The organism is Mesorhizobium sp. BR1-1-3 (assembly GCF_020165455.1).
Lineage (GTDB): Bacteria > Pseudomonadota > Alphaproteobacteria > Rhizobiales > Rhizobiaceae > Mesorhizobium > Mesorhizobium ciceri.
Map to the genome: position 1 here is coordinate 199,874 of NZ_JAIUIC010000010.1, position 14,624 is coordinate 214,497.

The 14,624-nt window shown below is 62.3% G+C and carries 19 protein-coding genes and 1 tRNA gene; 12 read left to right on the forward strand and 8 right to left on the reverse strand.

Annotated features, from left to right (window positions below; translation table 11 throughout):
• Positions 1-43 precede the first annotated feature (43 nt).
• Positions 44-1,087 (reverse strand): LacI family DNA-binding transcriptional regulator, encoded by a 1,044-nt coding sequence (locus LB559_RS22310; RefSeq protein ID WP_224674992.1) that lies wholly within the window; start codon positions 1,085-1,087, stop codon positions 44-46.
• Positions 1,088-1,545: 458 nt separating this feature from the next.
• Here LB559_RS22310 and LB559_RS22315 point away from each other — a divergent pair.
• From LB559_RS22315 to LB559_RS22330, 4 genes are all read left to right on the forward strand, one after another.
• A tRNA-Cys gene (locus LB559_RS22315) sits at positions 1,546-1,621 on the forward strand.
• A 202-nt stretch (positions 1,622-1,823) separates the two neighbouring features.
• A complete protein-coding gene (locus LB559_RS22320; RefSeq protein WP_027160879.1) occupies positions 1,824-2,027 on the forward strand; it encodes a hypothetical protein in 204 nt (67 codons plus the stop codon).
• A gap of 5 nt (positions 2,028-2,032) precedes the next feature.
• Positions 2,033-2,224, forward strand: coding sequence for a hypothetical protein (locus LB559_RS22325; RefSeq protein ID WP_027160878.1), 192 nt, complete (start codon positions 2,033-2,035; stop codon positions 2,222-2,224).
• 53 nt (positions 2,225-2,277) lie between these two features.
• Entirely contained in the window at positions 2,278-2,499 is a 222-nt protein-coding gene (locus LB559_RS22330) for a DUF6500 family protein (protein WP_027160877.1), read from the forward strand.
• Between the two features lie 31 nt (positions 2,500-2,530).
• Here LB559_RS22330 and LB559_RS22335 read toward each other — a convergent pair whose 3' ends face one another.
• A complete protein-coding gene (locus LB559_RS22335; RefSeq protein ID WP_224674993.1) occupies positions 2,531-2,797 on the reverse strand; it encodes a DUF1488 domain-containing protein in 267 nt (88 codons plus the stop codon).
• Positions 2,794-3,042, reverse strand: a complete 249-nt coding sequence (locus tag LB559_RS22340; protein ID WP_013530532.1) for a hypothetical protein — start codon at positions 3,040-3,042, stop codon at positions 2,794-2,796. Before LB559_RS22340 ends, LB559_RS22335 begins: the two co-directional genes overlap by 4 nt.
• A gap of 251 nt (positions 3,043-3,293) precedes the next feature.
• On the opposite strand from LB559_RS22340, the gene groES reads away from it, so the two are divergent.
• From groES to LB559_RS22355, 3 genes are all read left to right on the forward strand, one after another.
• Positions 3,294-3,656, forward strand: coding sequence for a co-chaperone GroES (gene groES / locus LB559_RS22345; RefSeq protein ID WP_224674994.1), 363 nt, complete (start codon positions 3,294-3,296; stop codon positions 3,654-3,656).
• A gap of 33 nt (positions 3,657-3,689) precedes the next feature.
• Positions 3,690-5,321, forward strand: coding sequence for a chaperonin GroEL (groL, locus tag LB559_RS22350; RefSeq protein ID WP_224674995.1), 1,632 nt, complete (start codon positions 3,690-3,692; stop codon positions 5,319-5,321).
• A 250-nt stretch (positions 5,322-5,571) separates the two neighbouring features.
• Positions 5,572-6,069: a GAF domain-containing protein gene (locus LB559_RS22355; protein ID WP_013530535.1), complete on the forward strand. Its 498-nt coding sequence runs from the start codon at positions 5,572-5,574 to the stop codon at positions 6,067-6,069.
• Here the strand turns inward: LB559_RS22355 and LB559_RS22360 are convergent, their stop codons facing one another.
• The 4 genes from LB559_RS22360 to LB559_RS22375 all read right to left on the reverse strand — a co-directional run bounded on the left by LB559_RS22360 (position 6,070) and on the right by LB559_RS22375 (position 10,219).
• Positions 6,070-7,128, reverse strand: a complete 1,059-nt coding sequence (locus LB559_RS22360; protein WP_224674996.1) for a YeiH family protein — start codon at positions 7,126-7,128, stop codon at positions 6,070-6,072.
• Positions 7,129-7,265: 137 nt separating this feature from the next.
• Entirely contained in the window at positions 7,266-7,643 is a 378-nt protein-coding gene (locus tag LB559_RS22365) for an ester cyclase (RefSeq protein ID WP_024501791.1), read from the reverse strand.
• A gap of 109 nt (positions 7,644-7,752) precedes the next feature.
• Positions 7,753-9,198, reverse strand: a complete 1,446-nt coding sequence (locus tag LB559_RS22370) for a sensor histidine kinase (protein ID WP_013530540.1) — start codon at positions 9,196-9,198, stop codon at positions 7,753-7,755.
• A gap of 121 nt (positions 9,199-9,319) precedes the next feature.
• A complete protein-coding gene (locus tag LB559_RS22375) occupies positions 9,320-10,219 on the reverse strand; it encodes a LysR family transcriptional regulator (protein WP_224674997.1) in 900 nt (299 codons plus the stop codon).
• 150 nt (positions 10,220-10,369) lie between these two features.
• Between LB559_RS22375 and LB559_RS22380 the strand changes: the two genes are divergently transcribed.
• The gene (locus LB559_RS22380) at positions 10,370-10,765 is read left to right on the forward strand and encodes a cupin domain-containing protein (RefSeq protein WP_027160872.1); all 396 of its coding nucleotides are present in this window, start codon (positions 10,370-10,372) and stop codon (positions 10,763-10,765) included.
• Positions 10,766-10,779: 14 nt separating this feature from the next.
• Positions 10,780-11,064, forward strand: a complete 285-nt coding sequence (locus tag LB559_RS22385; RefSeq protein WP_063172672.1) for a hypothetical protein — start codon at positions 10,780-10,782, stop codon at positions 11,062-11,064.
• A gap of 97 nt (positions 11,065-11,161) precedes the next feature.
• Here LB559_RS22385 and LB559_RS22390 read toward each other — a convergent pair whose 3' ends face one another.
• Entirely contained in the window at positions 11,162-11,752 is a 591-nt protein-coding gene (locus tag LB559_RS22390; protein ID WP_063172671.1) for a cation transporter, read from the reverse strand.
• A 317-nt stretch (positions 11,753-12,069) separates the two neighbouring features.
• Between LB559_RS22390 and LB559_RS22395 the strand changes: the two genes are divergently transcribed.
• The 3 genes from LB559_RS22395 (at position 12,070) to LB559_RS22405 (ending at position 14,542) form a co-directional block, all read left to right on the forward strand.
• The gene (locus LB559_RS22395; RefSeq protein ID WP_024501788.1) at positions 12,070-12,549 is read left to right on the forward strand and encodes a GNAT family N-acetyltransferase; all 480 of its coding nucleotides are present in this window, start codon (positions 12,070-12,072) and stop codon (positions 12,547-12,549) included.
• A 15-nt stretch (positions 12,550-12,564) separates the two neighbouring features.
• Positions 12,565-12,948, forward strand: coding sequence for an ACT domain-containing protein (locus LB559_RS22400; protein ID WP_224674998.1), 384 nt, complete (start codon positions 12,565-12,567; stop codon positions 12,946-12,948).
• Positions 12,949-13,108: 160 nt separating this feature from the next.
• Complete coding sequence (locus tag LB559_RS22405; RefSeq protein WP_063173750.1) at positions 13,109-14,542, forward strand: aldehyde dehydrogenase family protein; 1,434 nt, start codon at positions 13,109-13,111, stop codon at positions 14,540-14,542.
• Positions 14,543-14,624: the final 82 nt, after the last annotated feature.

Below are 14,624 nucleotides of genomic sequence, written 5' to 3' on the forward strand. Positions count from 1 at the left end.
GCCGCGGTCCGCGGCTTGGCGCCGATTGCGCGGCGCTTCGTTTTCAGCCACCCGGCGGATGGCCGCATGACTGCCGCACCACCAGCCGGCACGGCAGTTTTCGAATGCCGGGCGCGGCGGGCTTGCCGCCGACCAGCGAAAGCAGGGTCAACCCGGCCTCACGCCCGAGCGCGACCAGGTTCATGTCGACAGAGGTCAGCGGCGGGCGCGTCGCCTCGGCCACGATCTCCCAATTGTCGAAACCGATGACGCCGACATCCCTGGGTACGTCGAGGCCGCGTTCGCGCAGAGCATCGATGACGCCGCGCGCGATCTGGTCGTTGCCGCAGAAGACCGCGTCGGGCCTTTCGCTTTTGCCGTCGAACAGTTGCGCAACCGCCTGGTGACCCCAGGCTTCCGACCAGGAGCCGAGCAGCGGCTCGCTGACCGTCAGGCCGTTTTCGGCGAGCACGTCGCGGTAAGCCTGAACGCGCGCGTGTACCACGGCAAAGCTCGCCGGCCCGGTGACGTGGGCGATGCGCTTGCGGCCAAGCCGGCAAAAATGCTCGACGGCCAGCCGGGCGCCGCCAACATCGTCCGAGACGAAGGCGACGGCGTCGGGGTCAGGCTGCGTGAAGGCATAGATCACCGGGACGCGCAGATTGGAGAGGTCGACGGGCAGATGGCGATCGATGCGCTTGCCAGTGGCGATGATGCCGTCAACGCGCTTGTCGAGCATGGCGTCGACATGCATCTGGCCCAGCCGCGGATCCTCCTCGACATTGCACAGGAACACCGAGACGCCATTGTCGACCAGCGCGTCCGAAATGCCCGACATCAGCGGCAGCGAGAAGCGGCCATAGGTATCGTTGGTGAGCAGGCCGACGGTGAAGCTGCGGCGTCGGAGCAGGCTTTGCGCCAGGCTGTTGGGCCGGAAGCCAAGCCGCCGGGCGGTCTCGCGAATGCGTTCGCGCGTCTCGGCTGTCATCCGGCCCTGGCTGTTGAGCGCCTTGGATGCGGTAGCGACGCTGACTCCGGCCTGCGCGGCCACGTCACGCAAGGTGACTGGCTTGGAAAAGGCCGGAACAGGCAGATCGTCCGATGGCATCGCGCCGAGAGTCCTTAGTTGGAAAAAGGTTTTCTCTTACCGATCTGAAAGAGGCCCGGCAGGTGGCCGAGCCCGACTGAAATTGTTTGAGAAAACCTTTTCTCAGCTGAGGCTAGACCAGATTGGATCGCCGTTCAAGGGAAAAGCTGGTTGGGCCTCTGCTCTCTTCCTTCGAATGCAAACGCGGGTTAAAGCAGCGCCGGCAGCACTTAGCTCAGGGGAAGAGCGCCAGTCGCAGTGCTGGAGGCCCTCGGTCGAGACGGGGCGGGCTGCCGCTTGAGGCGTGAAGGATCGCAGCGTGCGCGGGATGCGAGGTCCGGCAAAGGGTTGGCGCTGCCGGGCAGCAAATCTGGCCGCAATATGTGCTGGCGGACGGTCTGAAGATCGTGCCGAAAATTCTGAACAGTCCCTCGGGATTAACCTTTCCGTAAATATTTGGCCGCTACTTCAACAGCCATGGCCTCGTGGCGGAGCGGCTACGCTGGAGACGGCAAATCTCTGAAGCCTCGGTTCGATTCCGAGGCGAGGCCTCCAAAATTTCGCGTCGAACAGCAATCCCAATCTGCCCCAAGGGCAGTCAGTCCCCACGAATAGATTTGTGCGTTACGAAGGCGGTGCGGACCGGACGTTAAAGCAGTCCTGTCTTGCATTTGGCATGCCGGCACGCGCGAAAAGAGTGGTATGGAAGGGAGCCGAGCGTTCTTGCTTCGCTTTTTCCTGACATTCGAGGCCTTTCGTGCGTGAACCGTCGCTGCTGCCCGTCTTTGGAAAACTTGGCCTCAAGGCTCCTGCCGCCCTGGCGGCGGCACCGGCCTCGTCGGCAGGTGTGTCGCACCTGCGGAAGCTTCTGGCCGTGCATGGCGGCATGGTGCTGAAACTGTCGGTCGTCGCCTGGACGGTGCTGATCCTGGGCGCCGTGTTTTTCACGATGCAAGGCTGACCGGCATGGCCAACCGCTACACGCTGCGTATGGAGCTTCCTCAGAGCTGGAGCATCATCGATGTCTTCACCGGCCAGCCTGCGGTGGTCCGGCAAAAGGTGATGGTCGGGATGGGGCCGCGCGAGGCCGAGGACATGGTCGTGCAGATGAATGTCCGCGATGTCAAACGCCGCGAACGGGCCGAGCGCAAGGCCTGATCCGTAGCGGCCCGCCGGCGGAAGCCTGCCGCACCGCAAATCAAGGGATTCCCGTGAGAGCCAGCCTGAAGCAGAAGATACTGGAGATTTGCGACCGCAAGATCTCCGAGAAGGGGGCCGGCGTCGGCGTGTCGTTCTATGCGTTTTTCGCCAACAGAAACGACAACCCCGAACTCCTGATGGAAGCCGCCGAATGGTGGATCAGAACCCACCGCCTCGACCATTTCGAAAAGGCTGCGAAGATACGCGCGATGGTCGAGGGGATGGATCTTTAATCGTCGTTTTGAGCGACATGCAATGGACTGATCAGCCGAAATCGGACGCCGTCAGCACATACATGCTCTTGTGGCTGCGGTCGTAGGCCTTCGACGCCACTTCGCGGATGGCGCTGCTCTCGGTGTCGAATGTCTGGAGATAACCGGCTTCATCGGCCGCGGTTCCCGGCCGCATCTTGGCCATGGCGTCGGCGGCGACGGAGAACGAGATCTGGAACATGCCGTCATGGCCGACGAAACGGATGCGCTGGCCCGCTTCGTCATAGCTGCGGCTGCGGTTGGGGAAGGTGAGGCTCATGTCTTGGCCTCCGTGACTTTCTTGGTCACCCGCTTCTTCTTCGGCGTCGGGTTGAGGGCCTCGGCGACACGATCGGCCTCTTCCTTGGCCAGCCGAAGCTCCCTCAGCCTTGCCGTCTTGATCTCCCTGGCTCTTGCCTCGGACATATATTCGGCGGTCGCCTTGTTTTTCTCCGCTGTCTTCTTCTGCTTGTCGACAAAGCGGGCTTCAGCTTTTTCCATGATCGTCTGATTGCCTTCGGCCATCGAAGAAATCTCCCTTGTGCCTGAAACCGTGAAAGTGAACTTGTCCGATAAATAGGCACTCGATCGGCAAAATTCAATCTTTTGAATTATTTGATATTCTGCGGATATCACGAAACGGCCAGCCGAAATAATACTTTTGAATATTTAATGTGGCCCGCGAATAATTTTTGGCACTCCTATCTATCGAGTGCCAACGCGTCTATAGAGGAGGGGCGTGGCCGCCTGTGCCGGCCCCCAGAAAGAAAGTTCCCATGAAATTTCGGCCACTCCACGACCGCGTCGTCATTCGTCGCGCCGAAGGCGATATCAAATCCAAGGGCGGGATCATCATCCCCGACACTGCCAAGGAAAAGCCGCAGGAGGGCGAAGTCATCGCCGTCGGACCTGGCGCACGCGACGAAAACGGCGTGCTTGTTCCGCTCGACGTCAAGGCCGGCGACTTCATCCTGTTCGGCAAATGGTCGGGCACCGAGGTCAAGATCGACGGCGAGGACCTTCTGATCATGAAGGAAGCCGACATTATGGGCGTCATCGACAAGGACGAGACTGGCATCATCGACAAGGGCGAGACCGCTGCAACCGACAAGACCGTGGCCGCCAAGAAAGCTGCCTGACCTTATTTTCTCCGAACGTACTGGATAAAAATCATGTCTGCCAAGGAAATCAAATTCTCCACCGACGCGCGCGACCGCATGCTGCGCGGCGTCGAGATCCTCACCAATGCTGTGAAGGTCACGCTCGGCCCCAAAGGCCGCCACGTCATCATCGACAAGGCCTACGGCGCGCCGCGCATCACCAAGGACGGCGTCACCGTCGCCAAGGAAATCGAGCTTGCCGACAAGTTCGAGAACATGGGCGCCCAGATGGTGCGCGAAGTGGCCTCGAAGACCAACGACCTCGCCGGTGACGGCACCACCACCGCCACGGTGCTGGCCGCCTCGATCCTGCGCGAAGGCGCCAAGCTGGTCGCCGCCGGCATGAATCCCATGGATTTGAAGCGCGGCATCGACCAGGCGGTTTCCGCCGTGGTCAAGGAAATCCAGGCGCGCGCCAAGAAGGTCAAGTCGTCGGCCGAGATCGCGCAGGTCGGCACCATCGCCGCCAATGGCGATGCCAGCGTCGGCGAGATGATCGCCAAGGCTATGGACAAGGTCGGCAATGACGGCGTCATCACCGTCGAGGAAGCCAAGACCGCAGAGACCGAACTCGACGTCGTCGAAGGCATGCAGTTCGACCGCGGCTATCTCTCGCCCTATTTCGTCACCAATGCCGACAAGATGCGCGTCGAGCTGGAAGAACCCTACATCCTCATCCACGAGAAGAAGCTCGGCAATCTGCAGGCGATGCTGCCGATCCTCGAAGCGGTGGTGCAGAGCGGCAGGCCGCTGCTGATCATCTCCGAGGACGTCGAGGGCGAGGCTCTGGCGACGCTGGTCGTCAACAAGCTGCGCGGCGGCCTCAAGGTCGCGGCCGTCAAGGCGCCTGGCTTCGGCGATCGCCGCAAGGCGATGCTGGAAGACATCGCCGTGCTGACATCAGGCCAGATGATCTCGGAAGATCTCGGCATCAAGCTTGAAAACGTCACCATCGAGATGCTCGGCCGCGCCAAGCGCGTGCTGATCGAGAAGGACACCACCACGATCATCGACGGTGCCGGCACCAAGGCGACCATCCAGGCGCGCGTCGCCCAGATCAAGGGCCAGATCGAGGAGACGACGTCAGACTACGACAAGGAAAAGCTGCAGGAGCGGCTGGCCAAGCTCGCCGGCGGCGTAGCCGTCATCCGCGTCGGCGGCGTCACCGAGTCGGAAGTCAAGGAAAAGAAGGACCGCATCGACGATGCGCTGAACGCCACCCGCGCGGCGGTCGAGGAAGGCATCGTGCCCGGCGGCGGCGTCGCTCTGCTGCGTGCCCGCTCGGCGCTTGGCGGCCTGACCGGCGCCAATGCCGATGTCACGGCCGGCATCACGATCGTGCTGCGGGCGCTCGAAGCGCCGATCCGCCAGATCGCCGAGAATTCCGGCGTCGAAGGCTCAATCGTCGTCGGCAAGCTCACCGACAGCAAGGACCACAATCAGGGTTTTGACGCCCAGAACGAGGTCTATGTCGACATGATCAAGGCAGGCATCGTCGATCCGGCGAAAGTGGTGCGCACCGCACTCCAGGATGCCGGCTCGATCGCAGCCCTTCTGATCACCGCCGAAGCGATGATCACCGACATTCCGGCCAAGGATGCAGCACCTGCGGGTGGCGGCGGTGGCGGCATGGGCGGCTACTAAAACCCAGGATTTGTCCGATCTGTTGGAGATGTGAATGGCGGCCCCGATCGGGGCCCCCACGATTCTCAAGATGATCATCGCAAAGTTTACGCAGTCGCCCGGCTCAGTCCCGGGAGGCAATCATGATCTTGCGGCTTTCGAAGGGGACGCAATCCACGCTAGACTGTCCAGGCGGCCGTCTGGTTGCGGAGCTCGCCGGACTTTGGCAAGCGATCGGACGAACCGCCATTCCCGACACGGAGACACGTTCATGTTTGCGGCCAAGGCCATCGACACCTCAGACAAGCCCACGTTCTACCGCGACCTCGCCACCCAATTGAAGGCGCTGCTCGAGGGTGAGCGCGATTCGATCGCCAACGCTGCCAACACCGCAGCACTCATCTTCCAGATGGTGCCGGACCTCAACTGGGCCGGTTTCTATTTCCTGCAGTCGGACGAGGAAATGGTGCTCGGGCCGTTCCAGGGCAAGCCGGCCTGTGTGCGCATCGCCGTCGGCAAGGGCGTGTGCGGAACGGCGGTCGAACTCGGTACCTCGATGCTGATCAAGGACGTGCATGATTTTCCCGGCCACATCGCCTGCGATGCCGATTCGCGCTCGGAACTGGTGGTGCTGCTCGAGGACGATGAAGGCGTCTTCGGCGTGCTCGATCTCGACAGCCCGCTGCCCGGCCGCTTCGACAAGGCCGACCAGGCCGGCATCGAGACGCTGGCGGCGATCTATGCCGCGGCGAGTTCGTTCGAGGACTGATCAGCCTACGAACTTCACCAGCATCAGGCTGAAGCAGCCGATGAACAGGAAGGCCGAGAAGGCGAGCGCCAGCGGGCGCAGACCGCGCGAGCGCAACTGAGAGATGTCGGCCTGCAGGCCCATGGCGGCCAGGCCCATGGTCAGCATGATGGTGGTGGCGAGCGCCATTGCCGATTTCACCTCGGTGGGCACCGTGACCAAGCTGTTCAACGCCACGACAGCGACGAAGACGGCGACGAACCACGGCATGGGCGGCCGCGCCGCCACCTCACTGCTGCTCCTGCCGCGCGCCATCAGGCCGAGCGCGACGACCGTCGGCGCCAGCATGGCGACGCGGGTCAGCTTGGCGACGGTGGCGATCTCGCCGGACTGGGTGCCGTTCTGAAAGCCGGCGCCGATGACTTGCGCCACCTCGTGGATCGAGGCGCCGGCCCACAGGCCGAAAGCGTGCTGGTCGAGGCCGAGCATGGGCGCCATGAGCGGGAAGCCGAGCATGGCGACGGTGCCGAACAAGGTGATCGAGGCGACGGCGTAGGTGACGTCCTCGTCGCGCGCATCGGTGACGATGTTGGTGGCGACGATGGCCGAAGCGCCGCAGATCGAGGTGCCGGCGGCGATCAACTGCGCCAGCTTGGCGTCGACGCCGATCAGCCGGCCAAGCGTGATGGTGAAAACGAAGGTGGCGCCAAGCGTCGCCGCGACAATGCCGACGCCGCCAGCGCCGATCGAGACCACCTGGCCGAGCGTCAGCTGGAAGCCGAGCAGCACGATGGCGAAGCGCAACAGGCGCTTTTGCGAGAATGCGATACCGGCTTTGGCGTGCACGGGCGTGCCGAGCACGTTGGAGTAGATCATGCCGGCGACGACAGCGAGGATCATTGGACTGAACAGCGCGAAGCCGGAAACATTGCGCGCCGAGAAGGCGACGGCAGTGATCATCGTGACCAGCACGATGCCGGGGACGATGCCATTCCAGCTAAGGGATTTTCGCCCTTGCGCGACATCGGCAGGAAACGCGCTTTTTGGAATATCGTTCGCGAAGTGGGAAACGGAGGACAATGCAATGCTCCAGGCGAGTATGCCGGGAGAATGCCATTCCTAAACCAATCTTTCCAACGAATTATTTTCGTTAGAATGATCGATTTTTACGAACGATCCACGGACGCTGCCGCGCAGACGTCGCTTTCTGGCCTGGATTAGAGCTGCGCCTCGATCGCGGCCTTGTCGATCACCGACCAGACGTTCCTGATCCGGTCGTCGAGGAATTCATAGAAGACGTTCTCGCTGAAGGACACCTTCCTGCCGTTTATAGGGAGCCCGAAGAAGGTTCCCTTCGGCGTGCAGTTGAACTGAAGCCGGCTGGCTAGGAACGGCGGTTCGGCGATCAGCAACTGGATATCGAAATAGAGGTCTGGGATTTCCCGAAAATCGCGCTCCAGCATGTCCTGGTAACCCGACAGTCCGACGCGGTCGCCATTGTAGTGCACCTCGTCATGAACGAAGCGATGCAGCTTCTGCCAGTCCTGATTGTTGAGGCAGGCGATGTAGCCTCGATAGAGGTCGGTCACGGTCACGGCGATGGCTCCGGTGCTGATGCCCGCCATATTGCGACAGGGCTGAAGGCCAGGACGTACAATAAAAGCAACACATAGCGGGCCGTAGTCCTGTTGCCAGTGCCCAAGTTCAGGGAACAATTCCGAATTCGTGTCCGCTCATCACCTGGTCCAATGCACGCTGATCAACGTGCTCGCTGTCAACCGAGGCCTCAAGTTGGGTCAACGGTGCTTGCAGCGTCCAGGTGACACCGTGGCTATCATGCTCGAGAACACCGGTGCCGCTCACCGCGGCTGGAGCGACGCGCCGCAGCACCACGCTGCCGAAACCACCATGGCCGATCGTCTGTACTTCAGGACCATCTCTCTCTTTCCAGATCAGCTGGAACTGTTTCTGGCCGACCAGTCCGGTTACCTTCCATTGCACCGTTATCGTTCCCTCTGCGGCCGAAAGGACGCCGTATTTAGCGGAATTGGTCGCGAGTTCATGAAACGCTATGCCGAGGTACTGGACGGCATTGGGGCTCAGCGTCAGGGAAGGGCCCGACATTGAGATCCGCTCCTCGTTGCCGAACGGTTTGGCCTGCGCAAGCAGCAGTTCGAAGATCGTGGCGCCCTTCCAGTCGCCGGAAACCAGAAGGTCATGCGAGAGCGACAACGCCATGATGCGCTCGCGCACCTGACGTTCGAACTGGGCCGGCGTCGATGACCGCTTGCTGGTCTCCCGGATCATCGAGATGATGACGGAATACTGGTTCTTCACCCGGTGGTTGACCTCGCGCATCAGCATGCGGATGCGATATTCGTTCTCCTTGGCTACTGATATGTCGCGGGCGATCTTCGAGGCGCCGACGATCTGCCCGACGGCGTTGCGCACCGGCGAGATTGTCAGGGATACGGGCACAAGGCTGCCGTCCTTGCGGCGGCGGATGGTTTCGTAGGTCTCGACCTGCTCGCCTTTGCGGATGCGCTCCAATATGCGCGGCTCTTCGTCCAAATGGTCGTCCGGTATCAGCATAGTTACCGACCTTCCGATTGCTTCGTCGGCGGTGTAACCGAACAGACGTTGGGCGGCTGAGTTCCAGCTCCTGATGACCCCGTTCAAATCCTTGCTGACGATGGCATCGAAGGAAGACTCCACGATGGCTGACAGATGATGCCTGGCCTCGTCGGCATGATGGCGGTCAGTGAGATCGAACAGCATATTGACGGCGCCGACCAGTCTGCCCTGCTCGTCATGAAGCGGTGTGGGATAGGGAAGGAACGGCACACGCGTGCCGTCCGGGCGTTGGGAGATAGCCGACTGGTTTCTGACCGGCCGGTTCTCCTTTAGCGCGACAGCCATCGGGCATTGGTCATGCGGCAACACTTCACCGTCGGTCGTGAACAGCTTGTGCGTCACACACCATTGGTCTTTTCCGAGCTCGGGTTCGCGCCCAGCGAAATCTGCCGCGGCCCGATTGAAATAGGTGATCTTGCCTTCGGTGTCGGTGGTGTAGATTGCTACGGGAAGATTATCGAGGATTTGGTGGGGCAGATCAAAGGTCGAGCTCGAGGTTTTCGTCACTTGCGCCACGTATAGGAGTTCCAGTTAACCGCAGTGAACGCGGTGCCGCGGAAATGGTTCCGCGACCATTTCCGGGGATAGTCACCGCAGGCGGCGGCGAGTCAAAGCCGGGTGGAAGCTGCTCACCGACTTACTCCTTGCCCCGGTAGCGCAGCGCGTCGACCAGCAGCGAGAAGGCCGGCGTGGCTTGCCGGCGGCTGGGGTAATAGAGATGGTAGCCGGGGAAGGGCCCGCACCAGTCGGCGAGCACACGCACCAGCCGGCCGTTGGCCAGATGGGCCGTCACCTGCTCCTCAGGCAGATAGGCAAGGCCGAGGCCGGCGAGCACCGCGTTCATGCGCAGAGCGGCCGTGTTGAACACAAGCTGGCCTTCGACCCGAACCTTCAGCTCGCGTCCGGCCTTCTCGAACTCCCAGGCATAGAGCCCGCCATAGGTGGGCAGCCGCAGATTGATGCAATTGTGGGTGGTCAGGTCCTGCGGCGTGCGCGGCTTTGGTCGGGTAGCGAAATAGGTTGGCGAGCCGACCACCGCCATGCGCATGTCGGGGCCGATGCGCACCGCGATCATGTCGCGCGCCACCTGTTCGCCCAGCCGCACGCCGGCGTCGAAGCGCTCGGCGACGATGTCGGTCAGTCCATAGTCGACGATGATCTCGACCTTGATGTCGGGATAGTCGGGCAGCAGCGGGGCGATCGCCGGCCACAGGACCGCATCGGCGGCGTGCTCACCGGCGCTGATGCGGATGGTGCCGGCGGGTTTTTCCCGCAATGCGCTCAAGGCAATGAGCTCGGTCTCGATCTCGTCCAGCCGCGGCCCGACGGTGCGAAGCAGCCGCTCCCCGGCTTCGGTGGGCGACACGCTGCGCGTGGTGCGGGTCAGGAGCCGTACACCCAGCCGCTCCTCCAGCGCCCGCACCGTGTGGCTGAGCGCCGATTGGGAAACCCCGAGCTTGGCCGCCGCCCTGGTGAAGCTTTCCTCGCGCGCCACAGCGAGGAAAGCGGTTAGCTCGTTCAGGTTGTCACGTGGCATTCATGAGCCCCCTTCATAAGATCATGCTGGATATAGCACCTAATCGGCACCAATCGCAGACCCTAGATAGGCGTTATCACACCGGGCACCTCCGGCCGTCTCTAAAGCCGGGCGGTCGTGTCATGGCTGTTGCCAGGAAGGGACAAAACCATGGACATCACGCGAAACGGCTCTCAGGCCTCGGCCAAGGGATCGGCCGACTATTTCACCGGTGCGGTGCGCATCGACGCGCCGTTCAAGGGCAGCGAGCCCGCCCGGGTCGGCGGCGCCACCGTGACTTTCGAGCCCGGCGCGCGCACCGCCTGGCACACGCATCCGCTCGGCCAGACGCTGATCGTCCTCTCGGGCGCCGGCCTGGCGCAGCGCGAGGGCGGCCCGATCGAATCGATCCAGCCCGGCGACATCGTCTGGTTCGCGCCCGGAGAGAAGCATTGGCATGGCGCCGCGCCGACCACGGCGATGAGCCACATCGCTATCGCCGAAGCGCTCGACGGCAAGGTCGTCGACTGGTTGGAGCATGTCAGCGACGAACAATACGGGATTTGACCAGGTATCGGCGCGTGGCGCCGAGTTCAACGCCCGAACTCTACGAAGGAGACCACCATGACCGATGTTCCAAGGCTGAAAAGCCCATTCTCCGATATCGCTCCCGCGCTTGGCAGATACAGCCCTGGATCGTTCCGATCCCCGGCACCACCAAGCTCAATCGCCTCGAAGAGAACATCGGATCGGTCACTGTCGCGCTGACGGCGAACGATCTTGCCGACATCGAGGACGCGGTCTCGGCGATCGCCGTACAGGGAGCGCGCTATTCTCCGCAACAGGAAGCAAGGATCGATCGCTAGAGCCAGGCGCAGGCTGAGGGCACTCGACGACCGGGTAGCCATTCCGGCCGACGGCGCAGGAGTTGAGGGGATCGTGCGCGGATCGGGCGGCAGCGTTTCAGTTTGAAATTTGGCCTTCTGCGAACTCGCGTCTTGCGGCCGTGAAAACCTCGCGGGCAGCATCCGCATTCATGATGGCGATTGCCAGCCCAATGACAATATCTGGCCAGGCCGAATTCCACACAAATGCCGTGACCAGGCCGGCGACAATGATTGCCACATTGGCCAGGACGTCGTTGCGCGCCGACAGGAAGGCGGCGCGGGTGAGGCTGCCGCTGTGATGGCGATAGCGAGCGAGCATGAGCGCGCACGACAGGTTGACGAGCATCGCGCCAGCCGCTGTGAGCGTTAGCGGAACGGGAGCTGGCGGAATTGGAATGTTGAATTTCTCCCAGGCTGTCCAAAGGGTCGCCAAAGCGGGGATCAGAAGTATCCCGGCCAGCGCCATTCCGAGCCGCGCTCGATTGCGGACGGTCCAGCCCAACGCGACCATGATCAGGAGATTGACGGATGCGTCCTCCAGAAAATCGATGCTGTCCGCGAACAGCGATACCGATCCGATCCAAACGGCTACGGCAAATTCGATCCCGAAATAGGCCAGGTTCAGGATGGCCACCATCCGCACCGCTTTGTTCAGCGTCCCGGTCATAGTTCGCCCATCGATCAGCTGCCGTTGGCACAAAGCATATAGCGATTCTATGCCCTGCGGGCGCGAGGACCAGAACCTTGTCGCCATGCGAGACACTGTCGATCGAGCGGTCGCCTTGACATCGCCGCGCTTCCTGTTCCAACTTGGCGCCATGTTCGTTTTCGCGCCTGCCAACACCAAGCGACGTCGCCCCTGCACAGTGCGGAGCGGCAAGCTGATTGCGCGACGACAAAGACCGGCAGGATAGACCCGGTTCTTTCGTTTCCAGCCCCGCCCGCGAAACCGCCGGCGGGATTTTTCATGTCTGGAGCAGTTTGATGACCAACAATTCTTCCATCCGGCTTCGGCCGGCCGCGCCCGCTGACGCCGCCGCGATCCGGGATATCGTGCGCGCCGCCTATGCCAAATGGGTAGCGGTGATCGGCCGCGAGCCTCTGCCGATGCGCGCCGACTACGAGAAGGCTGTTGCCGAGCATCCGTTCGATCTCGCCGTCGAGGATGATCGGATCGTGGGAATGATTGAAACCATGCTGGCCGAGGATCACCTGTGGATCGAGAATGTCTGTGTCGCACCGGATGCGCAGGGCAGGGGGATTGGCCGGCTGTTGCTGGAGTGGGCCGAGCGCAAGGCGATCGAGTCGGGCCGCGACGAGCTTCGCCTGCTGACCAATGGCGCGTTCGAGGCGAACGTATCGCTCTACAAGAGGCAGGGCTATATCGTGGATCGGGACGAGCCGTTCATGGGCGGCATGACGGTCTATATGAGCAAGAGGCTAGCGGGATCACCGGCGATCTGAGGAAGGATTTCGATAATGGCTGCCAAGGTCAGGCTTAAGCAACTCCCGGGGTCTTACGCGGTTTCCCGGCTGGCGGCGGGCGAGACCATTCCCGGTTGGGCGGACGGACCAGGCTTCGTCAGCATCACAAGGACCGACGACGAGCTTTCGATCGTTTGCCTGCAGGACCGCGTGCCGCATGCCGTCAAGCAGGATATCGACTGGGTGGCCTTCAAGCTCCTGGGCCCGTTCGCCTTCGACGAAACCGGTATCGTGCTGTCGGTCATCAGGCCGTTGTCGGAAAACGGGTTGGGCATCTTCGTGGTGTCCAGTTTCGATGGCGACCATCTCCTGGTGAAAGCCACGGATCAGGCCGCGGCGAGGCGGTTTCTGGTCGAGGCCGGGCATACCTTGCTGTAGTCCATCCTCACCAAGCCGGTTGCTGCCCAACCGCTCTGGCTCAATCACTGCCGCACTGGCTCAACCACTTCGGGGGTTGTGTTTGACAGCGGCGTTTGTGCATCGTTATCTCCAGCCAGATATGACGGCCCGGCGCGACCATGCGGCCAAGGAGAAAACCATGTCACACAATCTGCAGTTCTACATCGATGGCGCGTGGGTCGATCCTGTTGTGCCCAACACATTGGACGTCATCGATCCCTCGAATGAGGACGCTTTTGCGCAGATTTCGCTCGGCTCAAAGGCCGATGTCGACAAGGCGGTGGCTGCCGCCAAGCGCGCCTTCAACAGCTTTGGTTTCACCGAAGTTAGCGAGCGGCTCGACCTGTTGAATCGCATCATCGCGGTCTACAAGAAGCGCAGTGGCGATCTTGCGGTTGCCGTGTCGCGCGAGATGGGCGCGCCGCGCCAGATGGCGTTGGACAGCCAGGTCGGCATTGGGCTGGCGCATCTGACCAAAATGGCCGAGACGCTGAAGGCTTTCGAATTCCGCCACGTGAAGGGCAATCATCTCGTGGTCAAGGAGCCGATCGGTGTCGTCGGGCTGATCACGCCGTGGAACTGGCCGCTCAACCAGATCACCTGCAAGGTGGGTCCGGCGCTCGCCGCCGGCTGCACCATGGTGCTCAAGCCATCCGAGATCGCGCCGCTCGACGCCATCATCTTCGCCGAGATCCTCGACGAGGCCGGCGTGCCGAAGGGCGTCTTCAACCTCGTCAATGGCGACGGACCGGGCGTCGGCCAGGCGTTGTCCAGCCATCCTGACATCGACATGATGTCGTTCACCGGTTCGACCCGCGCCGGCATCCTGGTGGCCAAGGCCGCCGCCGACACGGTCAAGCGCGTGCATCAGGAGCTTGGTGGCAAGTCGGCCAACATTCTGTTCCCCGACGTCGACCTCGCAAGCGCGGTCAGCAAGGGCGTGGCCGGTTGCTTCAGCAACAGCGGCCAGTCCTGCAACGCGCCAACGCGCATGTTCGTGCCGCGCGAGCGCCATGACGAGGCGGCCGGCTATGCCAAGGTTGCGGCGGAAAAATTCACCGTCGGTCCGGCCGACGCTGCCGGCACCAAGCTCGGCCCGGTCGTCAGCCAGGTTCAGTTCGACAAGATCCAGGACCTGATCCAGGCCGGCATCGACGAGGGTGCGACGTTGGTCGCCGGCGGCCCCGGCCGTCCGGCCGAACTCAACCGCGGCTACTATGTCAGGCCGACAGTGTTCGCCGACGTTACCCACGACATGCGCATCGCGCGCGAGGAGATCTTTGGGCCGGTACTGGCGATCATGCCCTATGACAGCGTCGACGAGGTGGTCGAGACCGCCAACGACACCGTCTATGGCCTCGCCTCCTACATCCAGGCCAAGGATATGAAGAAGGCGCGCGAAGTCGCGGCGCGCATGCGCACCGGCAATGTCTACATCAACTATCCCCAGTGGGACGCCGGCCTGCCGTTCGGCGGCTACAAGCAGTCGGGCAATGGCCGCGAATATGCCGAATACGGACTTGAGGATTTCCTCGAGATCAAGGGCATCGCGGGGTATGAGGCGGCGGAGTAGGCACCGTACAGTGTGATGCAATAAAGGGCGCGGCCTGCGGTGTGGGCCGCGCCCTTTCATTTTGCAGCCAAGCCTTGCCATC

What these genes read in the sequence shown, in the direction of transcription:
- LB559_RS22310 (WP_224674992.1), bottom strand. Translation starts at nt 1,087, where the DNA reads ATGCCATCGGACGATCTGCCTGTTCCGGCCTTTTCCAAGCCAGTCACC.
- LB559_RS22325 (WP_027160878.1), top strand. Translation starts at nt 2,033, where the DNA reads ATGGCCAACCGCTACACGCTGCGTATGGAGCTTCCTCAGAGCTGGAGC.
- LB559_RS22335 (WP_224674993.1), bottom strand. Translation starts at nt 2,797, where the DNA reads ATGAGCCTCACCTTCCCCAACCGCAGCCGCAGCTATGACGAAGCGGGC.
- LB559_RS22340 (WP_013530532.1), bottom strand. Translation starts at nt 3,042, where the DNA reads ATGGCCGAAGGCAATCAGACGATCATGGAAAAAGCTGAAGCCCGCTTT.
- groES (WP_224674994.1), top strand. Translation starts at nt 3,294, where the DNA reads ATGAAATTTCGGCCACTCCACGACCGCGTCGTCATTCGTCGCGCCGAA.
- groL (WP_224674995.1), top strand. Translation starts at nt 3,690, where the DNA reads ATGTCTGCCAAGGAAATCAAATTCTCCACCGACGCGCGCGACCGCATG.
- LB559_RS22355 (WP_013530535.1), top strand. Translation starts at nt 5,572, where the DNA reads ATGTTTGCGGCCAAGGCCATCGACACCTCAGACAAGCCCACGTTCTAC.
- LB559_RS22375 (WP_224674997.1), bottom strand. Translation starts at nt 10,219, where the DNA reads ATGCCACGTGACAACCTGAACGAGCTAACCGCTTTCCTCGCTGTGGCG.
- LB559_RS22380 (WP_027160872.1), top strand. Translation starts at nt 10,370, where the DNA reads ATGGACATCACGCGAAACGGCTCTCAGGCCTCGGCCAAGGGATCGGCC.
- LB559_RS22390 (WP_063172671.1), bottom strand. Translation starts at nt 11,752, where the DNA reads ATGACCGGGACGCTGAACAAAGCGGTGCGGATGGTGGCCATCCTGAAC.
- LB559_RS22395 (WP_024501788.1), top strand. Translation starts at nt 12,070, where the DNA reads ATGACCAACAATTCTTCCATCCGGCTTCGGCCGGCCGCGCCCGCTGAC.
- LB559_RS22400 (WP_224674998.1), top strand. Translation starts at nt 12,565, where the DNA reads ATGGCTGCCAAGGTCAGGCTTAAGCAACTCCCGGGGTCTTACGCGGTT.
- LB559_RS22405 (WP_063173750.1), top strand. Translation starts at nt 13,109, where the DNA reads ATGTCACACAATCTGCAGTTCTACATCGATGGCGCGTGGGTCGATCCT.